At 44.9% G+C, this 19654-nt stretch carries 16 protein-coding genes and 1 pseudogene; 4 read left to right on the top strand and 13 right to left on the bottom strand.

Features of this window, described 5'->3' with window-relative positions; all coding sequences use genetic code 11:
- Positions 1 to 6: 6 nt before the first annotated feature.
- Together EVJ34_RS07850 and chrA are read left to right on the top strand one after the other, a co-directional pair.
- Positions 7 to 315, top strand: a complete 309-nt coding sequence (locus EVJ34_RS07850) for a PadR family transcriptional regulator (RefSeq protein ID WP_131485180.1) — start codon at positions 7 to 9, stop codon at positions 313 to 315.
- A gap of 5 nt (positions 316 to 320) precedes the next feature.
- Positions 321 to 1502: a chromate efflux transporter gene (chrA, locus tag EVJ34_RS07855; protein ID WP_131485181.1), complete on the top strand. Its 1182-nt coding sequence runs from the start codon at positions 321 to 323 to the stop codon at positions 1500 to 1502.
- 38 nt (positions 1503 to 1540) lie between these two features.
- Here chrA and EVJ34_RS07860 read toward each other — a convergent pair whose 3' ends face one another.
- From EVJ34_RS07860 to EVJ34_RS07905, 10 genes and pseudogenes are all read right to left on the bottom strand, one after another.
- Positions 1541 to 2044 (bottom strand): YdcF family protein, encoded by a 504-nt coding sequence (locus EVJ34_RS07860; RefSeq protein ID WP_131485182.1) that lies wholly within the window; start codon positions 2042 to 2044, stop codon positions 1541 to 1543.
- A gap of 85 nt (positions 2045 to 2129) precedes the next feature.
- A complete protein-coding gene (locus EVJ34_RS07865) occupies positions 2130 to 3362 on the bottom strand; it encodes a DHHW family protein (RefSeq protein WP_131485183.1) in 1233 nt (410 codons plus the stop codon).
- A gap of 18 nt (positions 3363 to 3380) precedes the next feature.
- Positions 3381 to 4811 (bottom strand): MBOAT family O-acyltransferase, encoded by a 1431-nt coding sequence (locus tag EVJ34_RS07870; protein ID WP_131435563.1) that lies wholly within the window; start codon positions 4809 to 4811, stop codon positions 3381 to 3383.
- Positions 4801 to 5346: a hypothetical protein gene (locus EVJ34_RS07875; protein ID WP_131485184.1), complete on the bottom strand. Its 546-nt coding sequence runs from the start codon at positions 5344 to 5346 to the stop codon at positions 4801 to 4803. Before EVJ34_RS07875 ends, EVJ34_RS07870 begins: the two co-directional genes overlap by 11 nt.
- Positions 5347 to 5371: 25 nt before the next feature.
- On the bottom strand, positions 5372 to 6481 hold the full coding sequence (gene wecB, locus EVJ34_RS07880; protein WP_131435567.1) for a non-hydrolyzing UDP-N-acetylglucosamine 2-epimerase: 1110 nt from the start codon (positions 6479 to 6481) through the stop codon (positions 5372 to 5374).
- A gap of 80 nt (positions 6482 to 6561) precedes the next feature.
- Positions 6562 to 7338, bottom strand: a pseudogene (gene tagH / locus EVJ34_RS07885) (teichoic acids export ABC transporter ATP-binding subunit TagH); the annotation flags it as partial.
- Positions 7339 to 7350: 12 nt separating this feature from the next.
- Positions 7351 to 8148 carry an ABC transporter permease gene (locus tag EVJ34_RS07890; RefSeq protein ID WP_058764376.1) on the bottom strand — a complete coding sequence of 266 codons (798 nt, stop codon included), beginning with the start codon at positions 8146 to 8148 and terminating at the stop codon, positions 7351 to 7353.
- Positions 8149 to 8159: 11 nt separating this feature from the next.
- Entirely contained in the window at positions 8160 to 9452 is a 1293-nt protein-coding gene (locus EVJ34_RS07895) for a nucleotide sugar dehydrogenase (protein ID WP_131435571.1), read from the bottom strand.
- Between the two features lie 159 nt (positions 9453 to 9611).
- Positions 9612 to 9878 (bottom strand): hypothetical protein, encoded by a 267-nt coding sequence (locus EVJ34_RS07900; RefSeq protein WP_131485185.1) that lies wholly within the window; start codon positions 9876 to 9878, stop codon positions 9612 to 9614.
- A gap of 17 nt (positions 9879 to 9895) precedes the next feature.
- Positions 9896 to 12601 carry a glycosyltransferase gene (locus tag EVJ34_RS07905; protein ID WP_131485186.1) on the bottom strand — a complete coding sequence of 902 codons (2706 nt, stop codon included), beginning with the start codon at positions 12599 to 12601 and terminating at the stop codon, positions 9896 to 9898.
- 113 nt (positions 12602 to 12714) lie between these two features.
- On the opposite strand from EVJ34_RS07905, the gene EVJ34_RS07910 reads away from it, so the two are divergent.
- Both EVJ34_RS07910 and EVJ34_RS07915 read left to right on the top strand, forming a co-directional pair.
- Positions 12715 to 12972: a hypothetical protein gene (locus EVJ34_RS07910; protein ID WP_131485187.1), complete on the top strand. Its 258-nt coding sequence runs from the start codon at positions 12715 to 12717 to the stop codon at positions 12970 to 12972.
- Entirely contained in the window at positions 12965 to 13936 is a 972-nt protein-coding gene (locus tag EVJ34_RS07915) for a glycosyltransferase family 2 protein (protein WP_161566906.1), read from the top strand. The genes EVJ34_RS07910 and EVJ34_RS07915 overlap by 8 nt, the downstream gene beginning before the upstream one ends.
- Here EVJ34_RS07915 and EVJ34_RS07920 read toward each other — a convergent pair.
- From EVJ34_RS07920 to EVJ34_RS07930, 3 genes are all read right to left on the bottom strand, one after another.
- The gene (locus EVJ34_RS07920) at positions 13913 to 15130 is read right to left on the bottom strand and encodes an asparagine synthetase B family protein (protein WP_131485189.1); all 1218 of its coding nucleotides are present in this window, start codon (positions 15128 to 15130) and stop codon (positions 13913 to 13915) included. The two genes, EVJ34_RS07915 and EVJ34_RS07920, sit on opposite strands and share 24 nt — an antisense overlap.
- Before the next feature lie 398 nt (positions 15131 to 15528).
- Positions 15529 to 17628 (bottom strand): 5'-nucleotidase C-terminal domain-containing protein, encoded by a 2100-nt coding sequence (locus tag EVJ34_RS07925; RefSeq protein ID WP_131435583.1) that lies wholly within the window; start codon positions 17626 to 17628, stop codon positions 15529 to 15531.
- A gap of 289 nt (positions 17629 to 17917) precedes the next feature.
- Positions 17918 to 19498, bottom strand: coding sequence for a S8 family peptidase (locus EVJ34_RS07930; RefSeq protein WP_131485190.1), 1581 nt, complete (start codon positions 19496 to 19498; stop codon positions 17918 to 17920).
- Positions 19499 to 19654: the final 156 nt, after the last annotated feature.

The following is a 19654-nucleotide window of genomic DNA, read 5'->3' on the forward strand; positions in this document are numbered from 1 at the left end:
ATGAACGTGGAAGACCGCGTCCTTCGAAAGTTGTTCCTCGGTTTCATTCACATTCATATTTTGCACCATGCTGCCGAACATCCGGTATATGGGGCGTGGATGGTCGAAGAACTTCGAGAGCATGGCTACTCGATCAGTGCCGGCACGCTCTATCCGATTTTACACAGCATGGAACAGGACGGCCTGCTCGTCCGAACGAATGAACTCGTCGATGGACATATCCGCAAAAATTACACGACGACGGAAAAAGGGATCGGCGTGTTGGCTGAAGCCCGTCAAAAAGCGTATGAACTGTTCAAGGAAATTAAGGAGTGAATCACATGTCTAACCAACGTGTAACGTTTAAGACGTTACTTGAGATTTTATTCGTATCGACCCGGCTCGGCCTGACCTCGTTCGGCGGACCGGTCGCCCACCTCGGCTACTTCCATGAAGAGTACGTTCGTCGCCGCAAGTGGATGGACGAGCGTGCCTACGCCGACCTCGTCGCCCTTTGTCAGTTCTTGCCGGGCCCGGCCAGCAGCCAGGTCGGGATTGGCATCGGGATCGTCCGCGGTGGCATCCTTGGTGGCATCACATCGTTCATCGGCTTCACGTCACCGTCCGTCATCGCACTCATCTTATTCGCTTTGCTCGTATCTGGTTTTGACGTCTCGGACGCGGGCTGGCTGTATGGACTGAAAGTCGTCGCCGTCGCGATCGTCGCCCATGCCATTCTCGGCATGGCCGGCAAACTGACACCGGACGCAAAGACACGGACGATCGCGTTTTTCGCGCTCGCAGGGGTCTTGTTGTGGCAGACAACCTATAGCCAAGTGCTCGTCATCTTGCTAGCGGGTCTGGCCGGGTTCTTGCTGTTCAAACCACAAAACCTCGACGTCAAATCGGCTTCGTTCCCGCTCTCGAAACGGCTCGGGGCGACACTCCTTAGTCTGTTCGGAGCGCTCCTAGTCATCTTGCCGATTTTACGGGAGACAATCGAACATCAATCGATTGCCATGTTCGACAGCTTTTACCGCGCCGGGGCCCTCGTCTTCGGCGGTGGCCACGTCGTCTTGCCGCTCCTCGAGCGTGAACTCGTGCCGGCCGGCTTCTTGAGCGAAGAGGCGTTTCTCGCCGGTTACGGGGCCGCTCAAGCCGTACCAGGACCACTCTTCACGTTCGCATCCTATCTCGGGACCGTCATCAACGGCGTCCCGGGCGGACTGCTCGCCACGTTCGCGATCTTCTTGCCGGCGTTCCTGTTGATTCTCGGCGCCTTGCCGTTTTGGGATGCGCTCCGTCGCAACCCGAAAGTCGCCGGTGCACTCATCGGGGTCAACGCTGCCGTCGTTGGGATTTTGATCGCTGCCTTCTATCAGCCGATTTTCACGAGCACGGTGAATGGTGCGGTCGACTTCGTCTTCGCAGCTTTCTTGTTCGCCATGATCGCGTATTGGAAAATGCCGCCTTGGGCGCTCGTCATCGTCGGCGTCATCGGTGGAATGATTATCGGTACGTGATCACACGAAAAAGGGACTTCGCGATGAAGTCCCTTTTGTCATGGCCGCCATTTCCAGCGCATATAGTTGATGAACAATTTTACATAGGCCAGCTGTTCGCGAACGACGTACTTCCATTTCGTTGCCGCCGGCGTCTTCGCATAGAGCGCATCGGTCGCAAGTCCAAAATACAGCTTACCGACGAGTTGGGCTCGCCTGACGTGAAAGTCGTTCGTAACAATCGTCAACCCAGGCTCTCCATCCCAAATCGAACGGCTGAACAAAAAATTCTCGTACGTCGATGTCGAGTCTGCTTCCACATGGATTCGCGCCTCATCAACGCCACGTTTCATTAACTCTCGTTCAATGACGCGCGCCTCGGCCATCCCTTCGTCGGGTCCTTGTCCGCCGGAAGCAATCAGCTCGATGTGTGGATGCTTGTTCGCATACGCAGCCGCCGCTTCAATCCGGTGCAATAAAGCACGAGACGGTTGAATCCCATTTACTTTCGCACCGAGAACGAGGACGTAACGATACGTGCCGTCTGCATGTCGTCGTTTCACTTGATTCACCTGCCTACCTGTTAGTATAGCTGGTCTTCATTAAAAAAGGCCAATCATCGCGTGGATGATTGGCACGTTGTGAACATTAAAAACTATTCGAATAATCTTCAGCTAGTCCACTAATGACGTCATTGTGCATGAACATGACACCATCTACGTCTTCTTCAACGATATATTCTGAAATATCGATATCCTTTGTATACCGCACATCAAACACGGTAATTTCTCCAACGGACTCCGCTAACAACCCGAGCAATGGATTGGCGTAAGAATCTTTTAGGACAACGATATGACGATCATTCGTTTTACTTTTTTGCTCGATTTTTAAGTGGCTGTAATTTCCACCCATGAACACACCATAGTAATCTTCAAACGGATCTGTCTTTTTCAATTCATTTCGATCGATCACTTCGCGGTTGCATGACTCAAAACTCATGCACACTTGCGAATTAAACCCTTCCGTCGGCTCCCAGTACTCTAAATAATCTGCTGATTTCACGTAAGGAAGCGAAGCTTTTCGCGCGTACGTCCCATAATAAGGAGTGGTCATGCTTTTTGACTCCCAATGTTCTTTCGGTAACGTCTCTAATTCCGGAAACTCTTGTTGAAGCGTGGACATAATTTGCTCATATCCTACATAGGCTCCATTGATTGACCAGTGATGATCTGTTTTAAAGTAAACATCTTCTATATCGTTTTCCTTTAATGAATCATACAAATCAATCACTTCAATCCCGACTTCATCTAAAACCCCATGCATGACCTTTCGCGATTCATCATTGTACGAAGGGATATGACTCGGAATCAGTCCTTGTGCATCCGCAAAAGATGCCTTACTAGGAGCTGATGCGAACCAGACTGGTACCTGTGCTTGTTTCATGTCATTTGAAAATTGACCGAACGGTTCTTTGAACCCATCGAAATTCTGAACTTTCTCAGCCGGTTCAAGCAACATGCCACTTGGAAGACCATAGATGCCGTTACTCAGCGGCTGAAGCAATCCATTTTTCCTCACAAAACCGTTAATATATACCCAACGATCGCGTTGAAACACTTGGTCGTTCGTATACGTTTCAAATTGCTCCGTATAGTCACCTTCAAAGAGACTAGTAAAAGAAAAGTCTGGTTTTTGAGCCAATTCACGGCCTTCGACGTGAGAGATTTCACGGTCATCTCCTAATGTATACACGGCAAGACCTAACAAAAGGGTGCCAAGAAAAATCATCATAATCAATAGATTGATCACCGTAGATGATTTTTGACCTTTTCTCGCTTTAGGACTCCGGCCTCTGTCATCAGATAATTTTAAGTTTGGCATATCAGCACTCCTCTTTGATTAAAAACGGAAGTAAATAAACGGATTGAAGGTACTGGACACGATAAATGAAATGGAGATGACGAATAAAAGAGAAATCCCTGCTGCTCGAATCAAACCTGTAAAGATTCGATACGAGACATTCGTAGATTCGACCTCATATTTTAGAACCTTCATCGTCAGCCATTTCGGAATCGGTGTAGCCGCAATCATAGCGATTAACAATACAGCTCCATACTGCATTAAATAAAACTGAGACGTCGAATCAAACAACGGCGTGTTATTTAACGCGAACATCGTTTGCAAATACTCGATGGCGTATGGGAAATTGTCTGCTCTGAAGAATACCCAACCGATGACAACTACAAACAATGTAAATAGATGCGCCAAGGCAGCTGGAATCCGTGCCAACCATTTCCCGAGAAATGCTCGTTCAAGCATGATGAAAATCCCATAGTAGGCACCCCAAGCGACGAACGTCCAACTTGCACCGTGCCATACTCCAGTAAGCGTCCACACAATCGCTAAGTTACGATAAGTCTTCCACGGGCCGGAACGATTTCCACCCAACGGAATATAGACATAGTCCCGAAACCAACTTCCGAGTGAAATGTGCCATCTTCTCCAAAACTCTGAGACTGATTTTGAGATGTACGGATAATTGAAGTTTTCAAGAAAGTGAAAACCAAACATCCGGCCAAGTCCGATTGCCATATCTGAATAACCCGAGAAATCAAAATATATTTGTAACGAATATGCGATAATACCAATCCATGCTAACGTCGTTGAAATTTCGCCTGCTGGGCTATTGAACACTTGGTCTGCTACATAGCCACAACTATTTGCTAAAATCATTTTCTTACCGAGTCCAATGACGAACCGTTGAATGCCCGAAACGAAATCGTCCAACGTTTCGCGACGATCATTGATTTCATCGGCCACTGTTTGATAACGAACAATCGGGCCGGCAATCAACTGCGGGAATAATGCGATATAGAGCGCCAAGTCTAGTGGATTCTTTTGAACTTTTCCGTCTTTCCGATACACATCGATGACGTAACTCATCGCTTGGAACGTAAAGAATGAAATCCCGATTGGTAACGGGATTTCTGGATCATTCAAATTCAGACCGAACAGCGAATTCGTGTTTTCCACGAAAAAACTGGCATATTTAAAGACGCCAAGCATACCGATATTTCCTAAGACCATCGCAACCATCGTCGCTTTTAAACGCTTGGCGTCATGTCGGTATCGATCGACCCAAAGCCCGAACATATAGTTCATCAAAATGGAGACGAGCATAATCATGACGAACCTTGGCTCGCCCCATGCATAGAAGAACAAGCTTGCCGCGAGCAATACGAAGTTCTTTAAAAAACGGGGAGACACGAAGTACAAACCAAGCACAATCGGTAAGAAATAAAACAGAAATACCGATGAACTAAATAACATGTGCGTCGTCCTCCTCGTCTTCCTCATCCTTCTCATCTAATGGTTCATCTGCGAACAAGGAGAGCCATGCGTCATTCATCACGATATATGGCTCTTCATACGATGAGTCGGTCAAATAAAACTTGAATGCGAGTTTAAAGAACTCAGCACCTTTTTCCAATTCGATTTCCTCTCGGAATGAGAATGTATCGCTCTTCAAATTGTACCGTTTCTTCAAGTTCACAATCCGTTTCGTTTTGTTGTATTGCATATAGTAGACTTCAATGCGCGTTCCAATCGGAAGATTCGCTTCAAAACTGCCTTCCACGAGTAAACGATTGGCATCCATCAATTTTGCATCAGGACGATAAATTTTACTCGGTGGCACGTCAAATTTTTGATCGAACATTTGAACGTACAACGAGGAAGATGCCTCGTAATCGCGAAAACTGATTTTTGTCCGGTACTGTTCTTCCGTTGCGTGCATCATTTCTTTATCACCCATCGGAAAATAGTGGTAAATAGCTGGACGGATATATCGTTTACGAATCATCATAGTGATTACTCCTTCATGAGAGGACTTATTTATTGAAGTGCGTCAAAATCGCATCAACAATGCGTGCTGAAGCTTGTCCATCTCCGTATGGGTTTGAAGCGATCGACATATCGTGATGCTTCTTCTCATCAGATAGCAATTCGTCTGCTAATCCAAAAATGGTTTCTTCCTCGGTACCTGCGAGCTTAAGCGTACCTGCTGCAACACCTTCTGGTCGTTCCGTCGTGTCACGTAGAACGAGGACCGGTACGCCGAGTGATGGGGCTTCTTCTTGAACTCCGCCTGAATCGGTTAAAATCAAATGTGATTTCGCCGCAAAGTTGTGGAAGTCGAAGACGTCGAGTGGCTCGATCAATTGCACGCGGTCTAGGTCGTGAAGAATCTCATTCGCTAGTTCACGAACAACTGGGTTCATGTGGACCGGATAGACCACTTCGATATCATCATATTTTTCAATGAGACGACGCACGGCACGGAACATATTGCGCATCGGCTCTCCGAGGTTTTCACGACGGTGGGCCGTCAACAAGACAAGACGACGTCCTTGTGCAGTGATCTCATCAAGGATCGGGTTCGTGTACGAATCATTTACCGTTGTGTTCAACGCATCGATCGCCGTGTTCCCGGTCACGTAAATCATGTCCTGTTGCTTACCTTCAGAAATTAAGTTACCCGCTGAAACATCGGTCGGCGCGAAATGAAGATTTGCCAATACACCCGTTAGCTGTCGGTTCGCTTCTTCTGGGAACGGAGAGTATAAGTTGTAAGTCCGAAGACCTGCTTCGACATGCCCGACAGCCGTTTGATTGTAAAAGGCCGCGAGTGAAGTCGCAAATGTCGTCGTCGTGTCACCATGCACGAGCACGATGTCCGGTTTTGCTTCTTTGATGACATTGTCCATCCCATGAAGGACCCGTGTCGTCACGTCAAACAACGTTTGTTTGTCCTTCATGATATCCAAATCGTAATCCGGTGTGATTTTAAATAAGTTTAAGACTTGATCAAGCATTTGTCGATGCTGTGCTGTTACCACAACAATCGGCTCTACCCCTTCACGTTTCTTCAATTCAAGTACGAGTGGGGCCATCTTGATTGCTTCAGGACGTGTTCCAAAAACAGTCATTACCTTAATCATCCCGTCATCTCCTTTGTTTGTTGAGTTCTTGGTAAGACAATCGTTTCACCTAAATCATTCGAGTCGACGATTGTCGTACGTTGCGTCAATTTACTTTCTTTATATTGATTTTGTTGGGATTTGGTTAATTGACGATACCATTTTAAGAACTTGTTATATTCTCCGACAATTTCTTCGACAGGACCATATTCACGAATTTCTCCATACTCTAACCATAGAGCCTGTGTACAAAACTGTTTTACTTGAGAAACGGAATGACTGATAAAGAAAATCGTCTTCCCTTGGTCTTTAAATTCATTCATTTTTGTTAGACATTTGTCAGTAAACGTTTGGTCACCGACAGATAAAGCCTCATCAATGACTAAAATGTCAGGATCGATATTAATCGAGATGGCAAATCCGAGACGTGATTTCATTCCGCTTGAATAGGTTTTTACAGGCTGATGAATGAATTCCCCGATATCGGCAAAATCGATGATTTCAGGTGTCAATGCTGCAATTTGCTCTTTACTCATCCCGAGCATCAAGCCTTTCAGCTCAATATTCTCCATGCCGGTGAGTTGACCGTTTAGTCCAGACGAAATCGCAATCAGTGCGGTTTTCCCGCGCAATGTGATTTGTCCGTGTGTCGGAGGCATGACATCCGCTAACAAATTGGACATGGTAGACTTACCTGAACCGTTAATTCCAATGATCCCAACGACCTCACCAGGAGGAACCTCAAAGCTAACGTTTCGAAGCGCGTAAAATTGTGTGCCATTCGTCTTCCCTGTAAAAATCTCTTTTAATTTATCACTCTGTTTTCGATAGAGGGTATAGCGCTTAGAAACATTTTCAAATTTCACTTGTGACGTCATCAGATACCCTCCTTAAATGTAATCGATAAAGTAACGACGGAAACGCATATGCACATTCGAGCCTACGAAGAACAAAATGAGGACGATGCCCCAATAGTAGAAGCCCCATTCCCAATTTTCCACAATCCAATCCGTGCCTAAAAACATAGAGCGATAGCCTTCTACGAGGTAATAAAGGGGATTCAATTGAAGTACTTGTTGAACCCAACCCGTAGGTAACCAAAAAATCGGTGTTAAATAAAGCATCATACGCATAACGGACATGAGCAAGTTTTGCAAATCGCGAATGATCGTTGTTAAAGCTGATGTCAACAGTGCGAGCGCGTAAAGCAAGGCGACAGCGCTAATTAACAAATAAATCAACCAGAACGTATGCAATCCTGGGTAGTAACCAAAGAAGGCAAGCAAAACGAAACTGACAAGAATCATCCCGAAGTGTCGATAGAGCAACGATAATAAAACGTATGCCGGAATCGTACTGAGGGGGAAGCTCATTTTAGAAACGAGCCCGATCCGCGAGTACACGGAACGGGCAGTTGTCGTAATTGCTGGGCTGATAAAAAACCATACAATGATTCCGCTGACCAACCATGGTAAGAACGCGACACCATCTATATCTCTTCCTTCTCGGATACCGAAACCAAACACAAACCAGTAGACCGAGATTTGAAGAATCGGTGTCACTAATTCCCAAAGAAACCCTAAGTATTGCATCGAATACATACTTTTTGTTTCATACATAGAGAGTCTCAATATTAAATAGAGACTCTCCCGAATTTCAGAATATATTTGCTTAGGAGCTTTTAACATAAGCCCACCTCTCAGACAGTGAGATTAGCCTTTTTCACAAAAGAATAGAGGTTGCCGTAATTCACGACATCGACTTGTTCATCTTGGTCGGCTTTAACAATATTTCGTGTGTCAAAAATCATTGGACGACGCATCATTGATGTCAACTCAGCAAAGTTCAATTCTTTGAATTCATTGTGATCGACTAAGATGAGGACGATGTCTGCATCTTGTAACGCAGCTTCTTTTGAAACGAGATCAAAGTGCTTCGATGATGAAACTTCTACGTGCGGATCATGCACAGCGACATTCATTCCTTGTTCGAGCATCAATTCGATAATCTCGACCGCAGGACTTTCACGCATGTCATCCACGTTACCTTTGTACGTTACGCCGAAAGCAGCAACCTTGGCATCTTTCGAGTCGCCAACAAGTTTTTGAACGTTTTCAACAACGTATGCAGGCATCGATACGTTCGTGTCGCGTGACAATTTGATGATTTTCGCAAGTTCAGGTTGTTTCGCTACGATGAAGTACGGATCTACAGCGAGACAGTGTCCACCAACACCTGGTCCTGGGCTATGAAGATTAACGCGTGGATGTTTGTTCGCCATTTCAATCACGTCGAGAACGTTAATGTCGAGGGCGTTACATACTTTAGCGAGTTCATTCGCAAGGGCGATGTTGACGTCGCGGAACGTATTTTCCATCAACTTCGACATTTCTGCCGTTTTAGCATCTGTTTTAATGATTTCACCTTCAACAAATGTGCCGTATACACGAGCTCCTGCTTCGGCACATGCTGGCGTCAATCCACCGACGATACGGTTGTTATGAACAAGTTCATGAAGGATTTGGCCTGGAAGAACGCGTTCTGGGCAGTGAACAAGATAGATATCTTCTCCGACTACAAACCCTGCTTCTTCTACGAGTGGCTTCACAAAGTCATCCATCGTACGTGGAGCGATTGTCGATTCGACAATGATGACGTTCCCCTTTTCTACATGAGGTAAGACACGTTTTGTCGCATCTAGGACATACGTTAAATCACATGATTTATGCTCGTCATCATTGTTTGGTGTTGGTACCGCAATGATAAAAGCATCCGCTTTTTCCGGTTCCATTGAAGCACGGAATTTACCGTTTTCGACCACAGATTTAACAACATCTCCAAGACCAGGCTCTTCGATGTGAATTTCTCCACGGTTCAATTTATCGACAACCGATTGATGGATATCCACACCAACGACGTCTACTCCATATTGTGCAAATACTGCTGATGTTGGGAGTCCAATATATCCTAATCCGATCGTACAAACTTTCATTGTCGTTACCTCCAAAGTACTGTTCATTTTTAATGAATTGCTTCATATACTATTTTTTTCTCTTCGTTAAAACAATAGCAATTATACTCCGCGCCATATTTAGAAGCAACTACAAACTAATAACAAAGTCATGTCTATCCTGTCACACAACGACCCGAGTCACTTCCGACGCAATTTCCGTCTCAATTCCCAATACTTCCGGGTCACTTTGGTTAGTTTGGATTTGTTCAACGCTTCATAACGTGGCGCAATTTCAGAAAGCTCTTTCGCCATATGTTGAGACAGCGCGGATAATGTTTCATAGCGTTTCAATAATTCTTCATAGTGATTGAAAATCACTTCTTTTTCCATCTCGACTGTCACTTTCTCTTCACGCAACTGTTGGTTTTCACGCTGTAAGGTTGACACATCATTCTGTTCATTCATTGCTCGTTCCTCCATATTCATTGCTCAGGTCCAAATTGTTTCGCCAATTGTTCTAAGTTGTTCTTCTCATACAATTCGACAAATGTGGCTACCTTTTCGTTTTTCAATGTCTCTGGGCGGAACAATTCATAGATTTTATACAAGATCGTGACATTGTGCTTGAAGTCTTGTAGATTACTCCGCTTCAAGTGGCGCAAATACCAAAGTTCAAAGAACACTTCGAAACGATGACTGTTGAAGGCGTCAAGCACATGTTCTTCCTTGAATACTTTCGCCCGTGCTTCTTCACGCAACAGACACTTTTCAAAATATTTGGTGGTAATCGCATTCACGGTCGACCCGCTCACTGCTGCATAGTAATCATGAATCACTTTATTCACCAATAAGACTTTTTTGGCTTTGAGCATCATTTCCGTAAAGAATAACGAATCTTGACCAACCGCCCCTACAACTTGTTCAAGTTGATGAGCTTCAATGAATGATTTTCGAATCACCATCGCCTGGATACTCTGCACGCTGAAATTATGATCCAGTAGGTATTGGCGAGGATCATTCAACACAAGTTGATCTTGCTGATACGACTTAGGTAACATGATTGGCGATTCTTTCTCCGCTAATTTTTTCATGTGACCGGTTGCAAAATCGAGGTCTGGATCTTGCTCCATCAGTTGATAGAGGAAAGCGTAACCGTCTTCCGTTGCTTCATTGTCAGGGTCCAGGAACACGATGTAGTCGGTCGTCGACATCTCGACACCTTTGTTACGTGGTCTTGACGCACTGCCGCTACCGCCCATCTCATACAAATGCGTCGTGACATTCGCATAATTTTCTTCGATGTGACGAATTTGACGAATCGTTTCAATGTCAGATGATCCATCATCAACGATAATAATTTCCATGTCTTTAAACATGGAGCTACGTTTTAAACTTAAGAAACACTTATTGTATAAGTATTTTCCGTTATTATAGACCGGAATGACGACCGTCATCTTATAGTCTGTGCGAATTTCATGTTCAGACTCGTCTTGAGCAATCCGTCGTTCTAAACTAAACCGATCCACGGCATAGCCTTTTAAATCATGATTCTTCTCTTGGCCCGAAATCACGTCATAAGGTACGGACGCCGTCCAATAGAGTGTCGTGTAGCGACTCGTGAACGAATCCGTGTACACATGTTCGATTCCTTCGTTCCATTCATGGCCTTCTTTATACACGACTTGCGTGATGAAATCGACGTCCGTATATTTGAAGCCATTCACTAAATCTTCTAAATAGTAAGGTCCATACGCAAATTGATCATTAAAATACGTGACCATATCATAGGCAGCGACTAGCTCTGCTGTTACTTCTTCTTCGCGGACAAACGTCTTATTTGAATACGATTGTTGCTCGAAATCTCGTTGCACCAATTTGTTTTGGCCACTACCGACGACGAGTACAGATTTTTCAAGTTGCGCTTCTTCGTGACCTAAAGCGCTCAAAATCGTTTGAAGACGATGATATACGGTATGTTGCGACATCACATTTCTAACGCCATGCATTTGATGCTCATAGCGTTCATCCGCAGTGAACATAGACATGATCGACTCCGCATCCGCCTCATTCGTCGCAATAAAGATATTCGGGAAATAGTTATTCACGGCAACACTATAGTTCGACAAAATCAAATTGCCTAGTGCCTGTGATTCGTAGACACGGCGGGCACACATCGTCGGACTATATTTGATGCTGTTGACGTTTAACACCCAGTCATAGCTCTTGCTCAACTTCTGCAATTCAACGTAATTCACGCTTGGCGCTACGTACGGAGCAAACTCTTCAGGGAAGTGGTAACGTGGGTCGTTAAGCGAATAGTTCCGGTCGATAATATCGAGTTGTTTATCCGCTAATAAAACGCCGTTTAACAACTTCATAATATCTTCAGTCCGCTCGCTATACTTCTCCATCCAACTACCGGCAAACAACGCACCATCAATTTTCTCGACAGACCGCGTACCGATTGGGTTGTGTAATTTCGGGTTTACCCCAAACTCAAGCACCCCGATGCGATCATGACCGCAATCTAATTGATACTCCGAGATTTTCCCTTCATCTCCAGTAAAGATGACATCGCTCCGTTGAGCAATCCCGATAAAGCGAGAGTAGTTACTCGGATCTTCTGTCGATTGCATGACAACAGGCACATTACGTGATTTTGCATGGTCGATAATGCGATAGAGTGATTCCCGTTTTTCGGAGTCTGGATTTGAAATCCCACGCCATTCGTCCTCATATAGTCCTTTCCAAGATGTTAGAATGAGGAAGAAGTCGATCGGTTCAGCGAAAATGTCTTCCGCATTTGTCGGAGTGACGTAATGAAGGTTCATTGCATCTTTATAAAACTCATACATAAACTCAGAGCAAACGATTGCGACATTCGGTTTCGTCAATCCTTTATAATAGCGGGATCCGTTACTTTCACCGATGAGCGCCATAGACTGTTTGAACTGAGTGAGGTAATGTCGATTGCTGGCATTATGATATTTTTGTACGATTTCCAACTTCTTAGGAGCCCGTTCTTTACGTTTTCTAAATTGGTCCAACGAATAATCAAGTCGTGGCAACCGTTTGATTCGCTTCAATGATTCAGAATCTAGATGGCTCATATCCTTCACGCGACGCGTTTCGCTTTGCGCCCAGGCTACGTGTTCTGTCAAATCGTTGAGAATTTTTTTATAATTCATCTGTCTATGAATTCTCCTTTTACGTCACATTCGAATTTTTTTACATTATCTTTCGTATCGTAGCAAATTTTATACAGTGAAGCAAATTTCCATCAAGGAACGAGGAGGCTATTATGAACTCAAAAAACTTGTCATTGGAGCTCCGCTCATTGCGTCACACGATTGATGACCTTCTAATCGCCCAAGAAAAATTAGAGAGCGACCACTTGCACCTTCAACTTGAAAATGAGCAATTACAACACCGTTTGACGAACCATCGTCAAGTCATTCGAAACTTGCGTCGGGAAATCTCCAAACAACAAGCGACCGAGGCCCACCTCCATGCCGCGTTAGCAGCAGCCCTTCAGTTGCAAGGTGATGCTGATGAATGAGTCAAAACATGATTTGCGGCGATCTCTCCATCGTCCATTCGGTGTCAGTGTCATTTTACCGGCGTATCAAAGTCGAGAACATATTTCTAACATGTTAACCAGTTTGTCATCCCAAACACTGGACTCTACATTGTTTGAAGTCATATTAGTCGTAAACGGTCCTGATGATGGAACATGTGAAATAGCTCGTGCTTATGAGACGTTACCGCTCCGCCTGTTATACAGTCCTGTCGCTTCAGCGAGTCATGCGCGAAATACAGGCATGTCGAAAGCCTCGTTTCAATTTTTGACGTTCGTCGATGCCGATGACACACTCTCACCGACATATCTCGAGGACTTATTGAACCACGCTTCGTTGCTCGGGATCACCATCGCTCACTTGACCGACGTTCTTCCGAACGGAGCAATCCATGAGAGCCCCATCGAACAAGACATCCGTTCCGTTGAAGCGGGGGAACGACCTTCCTTTGATGTTGCACTTAGCCGACTTCATCGTGTTTTGACGATGACGACGTGTAAACTCATTCCGACCGAAGCAGCTCAGACGGTCGCCTTCAAACACCATTTACGAAGCGCAGAAGACGTTGTCTATTTTTCCACGTTATTCGCACACCGATCATTTCAGATTCGAATCGCACCAACTCGTGCCGTGTATTTTCGACATCGCCGCCAACACTCATTGTCGCGTCAACAACCGACGTATTTATTCGCGGTCACGGACCGTCTAACTGTCATTCAAGAGTTGTACTCGTTACTTTCTTCGAGTCGAGGGGCTCTCACAACCATGTTACGCAAAAAAATAAGCGCCCAATGGAATATCCTATTACGTTACGCGGAGACTAATTCGTACGAGAAACATCATATATTACGAGACATGTCTCGACTATCCGTTCCACTTAGCGAGCAGGACGCGTATCATCAATTGATGTATTCCGTTCAATCAATTGATGGCGAAGTCGAGTAAACGTGGTGCATATCGTTCAATCAAGCGTTTTTGCACGAGCCCTTGTTCTTGTGCGTCAGTCGGAACACTTAACAGGTGCTTCAACACGTAACGGGAATTAATCAAAATGAACGAGTCGTGGGCGAGATCACTCTCAAGCAGTAGTGAAGCATGCCACGTGCCCATCCGGTGTTCCCAGTAATATAAATCATATGGATCATAGTTTAGATGTTCAGCCAATTGCGACTGTTGAATGAACTGCCTAGACAAATCGAATACCGTCTCGTCAGTGATCGCGAAACGCGAAAAAGTCCGGGCCATCCCTTCAACAGACAAGTCTTCCGTTAAGGCGAACGCTTGTCGATAATATCGACGTGCCACCTCATATCCGTTCGATCGGATATGTAAATAATCATCATCAAAGTGGTGGTAATACTGCCACGCTACTTCGAACGAATGTCTTCGAATCGTCACTTTCCGAAGGTGTGACATGAATTCTTTTTCTTCATTTGTTTTGCCAAAGTCGCCACGTAGATGCAACGTGGTATGAGGCATTCGGAACTGCCGAGCAATTTCCCGGGCAATGCGCAAATCATTACCGAGTGACCGGACCGACGCTTTACCGTAAGTGAAGTACTGATGGCTTGACTCACAACGCAACAGCGCAAGCGTGGAGCGACTATCTAGCCCCGCAGTGATCGGGACGAGTAGGCGCTGATCGATTTGGTGAAGTAACTGACTGACGGCACCGTCAATCGCTTCGACCGCCTCTTCAACCGAAATGGGTTCATATGCTTCTCTCGGGAAGATACGCCGCCATGAAAATGAGTTTAAATTCATCGTCTGGTTAGGGGTCAACATATGAACGTTGCGGTCTGGTGTGAAATGACCAGGAATCATATTGTTGGTGATCTTTCGTTTTAGTAGAGACAAGACGTCTTCAAATGGTTCTTTGCAACCCGTCACTTCTCGTAATAACGAGTAGTGGGAACTGAGACATCGTTTGTCGGCAGAATAAAATACACTTTTCATACCGAAAGCATCCTGTGTGACATGCAAAGAATCGTCAGCACCGGAGCGATAAAACAGTAAGTATCGTCCAGCGACAAAATCAAGCTCATCGAACAGCCCGTCTTCGCTCGTCTCATAAGAAGACCGCAGCACTTCCGCGACAGGTTTACCATGGACATGCCAGGCTGTTCCTAATAAAAACACTTCATTGTCCACAATCACGTCAAATGGGACGCATGGATCGTATATAAGAACATAGTCCTTCATATCGTGAACGTTCCAATGTGATAAAGCCTCAGGTATTGAAACAGGAGCCATCCTCTTCTCATATACGAGATACCCACGTCTGTAAGTCAATGGATCCGTCGGTTTCATCAGTCGAATGCCTCCTTCGCTTCGTTTAAATGATTTGTACCTTCGTCGTATGCCCGTTCATACATCATATAAAACGTTTGCCTGTTCACTTTTATATCCTCTCCATAGATTGGATATAATGATTGTCGTAATCCGTATGCATCACTTGGTGCGCATCGGCAAGGCTAATCTAATTGCAATATAAAAAGCCCCTTACTATGAAAAGGGGCTTCTTCGGTACTAAAGCATTACGGTGTTTTTGTATCGACTACGCGTCCTTCAACTTTCGGTGTCACTTCGCCAATGCTGACAAGATGATCCCGGAAGTTTTCCCAATCCGAAAGACCAAGGTCAGTCACACGTCCCTCAGCATATGCTTTTTCGAGTGTCTTGAACTCGTCTCCACCTTTTGCTGTGAACGCGTTCGTTGCCACTGTATACGTCTTAGCAGCATCTAGTTCGACAAACGTACCGGCTTCGTTAATTTCCACTTTCGTGACACGTGCACCAGTCGGAAGCGAACTATCATACTCAAAACGCATTCCAGCGACAGAGAGGAAAGCACCTAGTTCATTTGGTGCGTTCGATACCGATCGTTCGAGCACTTCCTTGAGTTCTTCCCCTGACAACGTTACCGTCGCCAACGTATTACCAAACGGCAATGTCGTGATGACTTCGCCTACTGTGATCGCGCCCGCATCGATTGGCGCACGAATCCCGCCGCCGTTCGTGAAGGCGACCGATACCTCTGGGTTGAGTTCTTTCGCCTTAGCTAACATACCGTCCGCAATCAAGTTACCGATTCCAGTCTCTTGTTTACGCACGAGACGGACATTGTTCTCGTCGTGAGTAGCCAATGGCTCCGTTGCGTTCGCACCAATCTCTTGTTTCATAATCGCGTCAATTTGTGCTTTATATGGGGCGATGATTTTCTTCGCTCCAGCATCTTCTGCAATCGCGCCTTCCAAGTTCACCAACTGTCCGAACGGCTTGACGACGGTAGCGACTCCATTGATTTCTTCATGAACGACGACGAGTTTTCCTTTTTTATCAAACTCGACTTCAAGTGTCCCTAAACGTTTTCCGTATTCTGATGCTTGTACGATGGCCGTCGGTTCCGTGTCTTCATTTACGATGACAGGCTGTTTCAACTCATCGTGTGAATGACCGCCGATGATGACGTCAAGACCCTCTACATGTTTAGCAAGCAATAAGTCGTTGTCTACTTTTGGATCATCGTTATAACCAAGGTGCGATAACGCGACAATCTTGTTGACGCCTGCCGCTTCCAATTCTGCAACCGCAGCTTTGGCACTTTCGATATAGTTCAAGAATTGAACCGAACCTGGGCTTGCGATTACAGCTGTGTCCATCGTCGTCAATCCGATAAATCCGATGTCCTCGCCTTTTACTTCCTTGACGTAAGTTTTATAAATTTTACCGCCTTTTGCATCTTCTGCAATTTGATCGCGGTAAAGATTTGACAACAAGTCATCTTTTGAAAAATCAACGTTTGACGACACGATTGGCGTCTTCAGTACTTTCACGAAGTTATGAAGTTCGAGGTTCCCATCCTCATCTCCGCCTAAATCAAACTCATGGTTACCGAGCGTCATCAAGTCATAGTCGGCATAGTTCATTAACTTAGCATCGACAAGTCCTTTGTACTCATTAAAGTAAAGCGTACCCGAGAAGACATCACCTGCATCGAGAAGCAATGCATCAGGATGAGTGGCACGATATTCCTTGATTGCCGTCATCCGTTTCGGGAACGCCTCAACACGTCCGTGTGTATCATTCGTATGCATAATGTTTACTTTGAACGTCTTCATCGGTTTCACGTTGACTTGTGCTTCGATCGTGATGGTCGTGTTATTTCGTGTGTACGTCCCCGTCACCGTTTGAACGCCTTCTTTTGACGTATCAACCTGACCCCAATTCACATTGACGAAATATGTACCCTTCGCAAATTTTGCTTTCAATCGAGTTGGAAGTTGTGCCGTTTCCCCTTGTTCGACGTTCACCTTCACGACTCGATTCACAAAACTGATTGGATAGTTATCCACTGTCACTTTAATCGAAACTGGCTTTTTCGATTTCACGATGTATCCGTTGATCACTTGCGGTTGATTAATTAACTTCGCATTGAATTTTGACTTGTACCAACGAACAGGTTGAGACTTGTATGTTTTTGGCAATACAAGTTTCCCCCCATAAGCGTATGTAGAACCTAGAGAAATAACCGATGACTTGACTTGACTGGCCTCGACCGGAGCTGACATCGTTGGCGAAATTGTTGAAAACAAGAGTGTCGCACCAAGCGAAGTGACCATCCATTTTTTCTTCATAAATCTACCTCCCCAAAAAATTTGCTTACATGATAAATATAGCATAAATAAAAAATAACTCTTTTATTATTTTTTTGATTTTTTATTTTTATTTTCTAAATATTTCTTTACTTTCGCAATTGTTTTCACTCGCCTCCAATTATGTACATGACTGGAGGGTTTGATCAAAAATGACCATTGAAAAAGATGACTCACTGTCTATCAGGAGTCATCTTACGTGTACGTTTTATGATTTGTTTTGACTGTGTAGTCAGCAGATGTCGGAGTAAACGCCATCACCGCTTTTTGATTACCGGACTACAAGTGAGTAACTCTCAGATAAGTAGAGCGGTGATTTCATTTTCACCACGACGACTTTTCCTTTTCGTTGTTTCGGGATCGAGATTGCGAACTGTCCGTTCCCTTTAATTCGTACAACACGGCTAATTGGTTTATTGCCAACGAACGCTTGCACAGTTGCGTATTTTTTACCGCTTCCTCGAATGATTGACGAAGTGGAAGATACGGACTGGAAGCTCGGTTTATCGAATACGCCAAACACAGTTCGTGTAATAGGAATGGACGGATTGAATGCTTTGTCACGGGCAACAATCGTCACTTGTGAGCCTACTTTCAATTTTGATACATTCATTCGGTAAGAGCCATTGTTCGCGGAGTGCGTATACATCTTCCCACGATAGAAGATTTGAACGGTGCTTCCACTTTCTGATTTCCCAGTAATGGCAGTACTCTTGTTCGTTAGTTTACCTAATGACGGCTTGGCCGGTGGCGTGATGTCTCGCAAAAGATTAAAATCAGACAACGCGAAATTAGTTGCCTTCCCTGTCACTCTGCCGTAACCGTAAAGTACATCTTTGCCCGGTTCTCCTAAATCAACCGCGGTTGCTTTCAACCTTGCATATACCATGCCAGGTGATAATTTCGGCTCTTTCGAGATGAGTAGTGCGGCTATTCCTGAAGCAATCGGTGTGGCCATCGACGTGCCTGACATAAATCCGTAGCGTCCGTTCGGTAACGTTGAATAAATATCTTCGCCCGGGGCAACGACATCGATAAACGTGCCATAGTTCGTAAAGTCTGTAATTTGGTCATCCACGGTTACAGCTCCTACAGCTAGGACGTCACTGTATGCAGCCGGGTAGAAGCGTTCATCCGTATCTTCATTACCTGCTGCTCCCACAAATACCAGCCCTTGACGTCTTGCGTCACGAATAGCAGATTCGAGAGCGGCATTTCGTTCATACGTACCAAAACTCATATTGACAACCCGGGCACCATTTAATACAGCATGGTGAATTCCTTTTAACACATCTGAGATGGAAGAGTCATCACCTTCAAACACATCAATCGGCATCAAACTCACGTTCGGGGCGACTCCGACGTTTCCTTGATCATCAAAGGTTGAACCGATTATTCCAGCCACATGCGTTCCATGTACACCTTTATCTACCATTCGATAGACATCTCTCGTCGCGTCGTAAGGCGAAACGATTCTACCCCGAAACTCTGGGTGATTCACATCGATTCCATCATCGATGATCGCGACAGTCACACCTTCTCCGCGATGATTCGACCAAACTGGTGAGATGTTTAGAGAACCGATGTAAGGTTGGTAGCGACTCACTACCCCTTCGCGCTTGATGACACCGTCTTCCGAAACGTCTAACACTTCATCTAACTGTTCTATATTCGTTTTCGTAGAGATAGAAGGGGCAGGAATGGATACGATGACACGATCAATTCCTTCATAGAGGATTTCTTCACCCGCAAGAGGCTCTCCTATTTCTCTCTCAACAATCAACGTATCTTCAGCCGATGCATACGTATTCCAACCCCAAAACACACATAAGAGAATGATTATTTTTTTCACTCTCGTTGCCTCCTATCTCCATAACGGAACGTTATCTCGTTTATTATATTTCTTTTCAATAAATAGTATATGATTTAAATCAATACTTTTACCTTTTTTTAAAAAATGTTTCAAAAAATAAAAGACTCCAAATTTAAATTACCTTTTAAAATCAGA

It is taken from the genome of Exiguobacterium sp. SL-9, assembly GCF_004336985.1.
Lineage (GTDB): Bacteria > Bacillota > Bacilli > Exiguobacteriales > Exiguobacteriaceae > Exiguobacterium.

What these genes read in the sequence shown, in the direction of transcription:
- chrA (WP_131485181.1), top strand. Translation starts at nt 321, where the DNA reads ATGTCTAACCAACGTGTAACGTTTAAGACGTTACTTGAGATTTTATTC.
- EVJ34_RS07865 (WP_131485183.1), bottom strand. Translation starts at nt 3,362, where the DNA reads ATGCCAAACTTAAAATTATCTGATGACAGAGGCCGGAGTCCTAAAGCG.
- EVJ34_RS07870 (WP_131435563.1), bottom strand. Translation starts at nt 4,811, where the DNA reads ATGTTATTTAGTTCATCGGTATTTCTGTTTTATTTCTTACCGATTGTG.
- EVJ34_RS07875 (WP_131485184.1), bottom strand. Translation starts at nt 5,346, where the DNA reads ATGATGATTCGTAAACGATATATCCGTCCAGCTATTTACCACTATTTT.
- wecB (WP_131435567.1), bottom strand. Translation starts at nt 6,481, where the DNA reads ATGATTAAGGTAATGACTGTTTTTGGAACACGTCCTGAAGCAATCAAG.
- EVJ34_RS07890 (WP_058764376.1), bottom strand. Translation starts at nt 8,148, where the DNA reads ATGTTAAAAGCTCCTAAGCAAATATATTCTGAAATTCGGGAGAGTCTC.
- EVJ34_RS07895 (WP_131435571.1), bottom strand. Translation starts at nt 9,452, where the DNA reads ATGAAAGTTTGTACGATCGGATTAGGATATATTGGACTCCCAACATCA.
- EVJ34_RS07900 (WP_131485185.1), bottom strand. Translation starts at nt 9,878, where the DNA reads ATGAATGAACAGAATGATGTGTCAACCTTACAGCGTGAAAACCAACAG.
- EVJ34_RS07905 (WP_131485186.1), bottom strand. Translation starts at nt 12,601, where the DNA reads ATGAATTATAAAAAAATTCTCAACGATTTGACAGAACACGTAGCCTGG.
- EVJ34_RS07910 (WP_131485187.1), top strand. Translation starts at nt 12,715, where the DNA reads ATGAACTCAAAAAACTTGTCATTGGAGCTCCGCTCATTGCGTCACACG.
- EVJ34_RS07915 (WP_161566906.1), top strand. Translation starts at nt 12,965, where the DNA reads ATGAATGAGTCAAAACATGATTTGCGGCGATCTCTCCATCGTCCATTC.
- EVJ34_RS07925 (WP_131435583.1), bottom strand. Translation starts at nt 17,628, where the DNA reads ATGAAGAAAAAATGGATGGTCACTTCGCTTGGTGCGACACTCTTGTTT.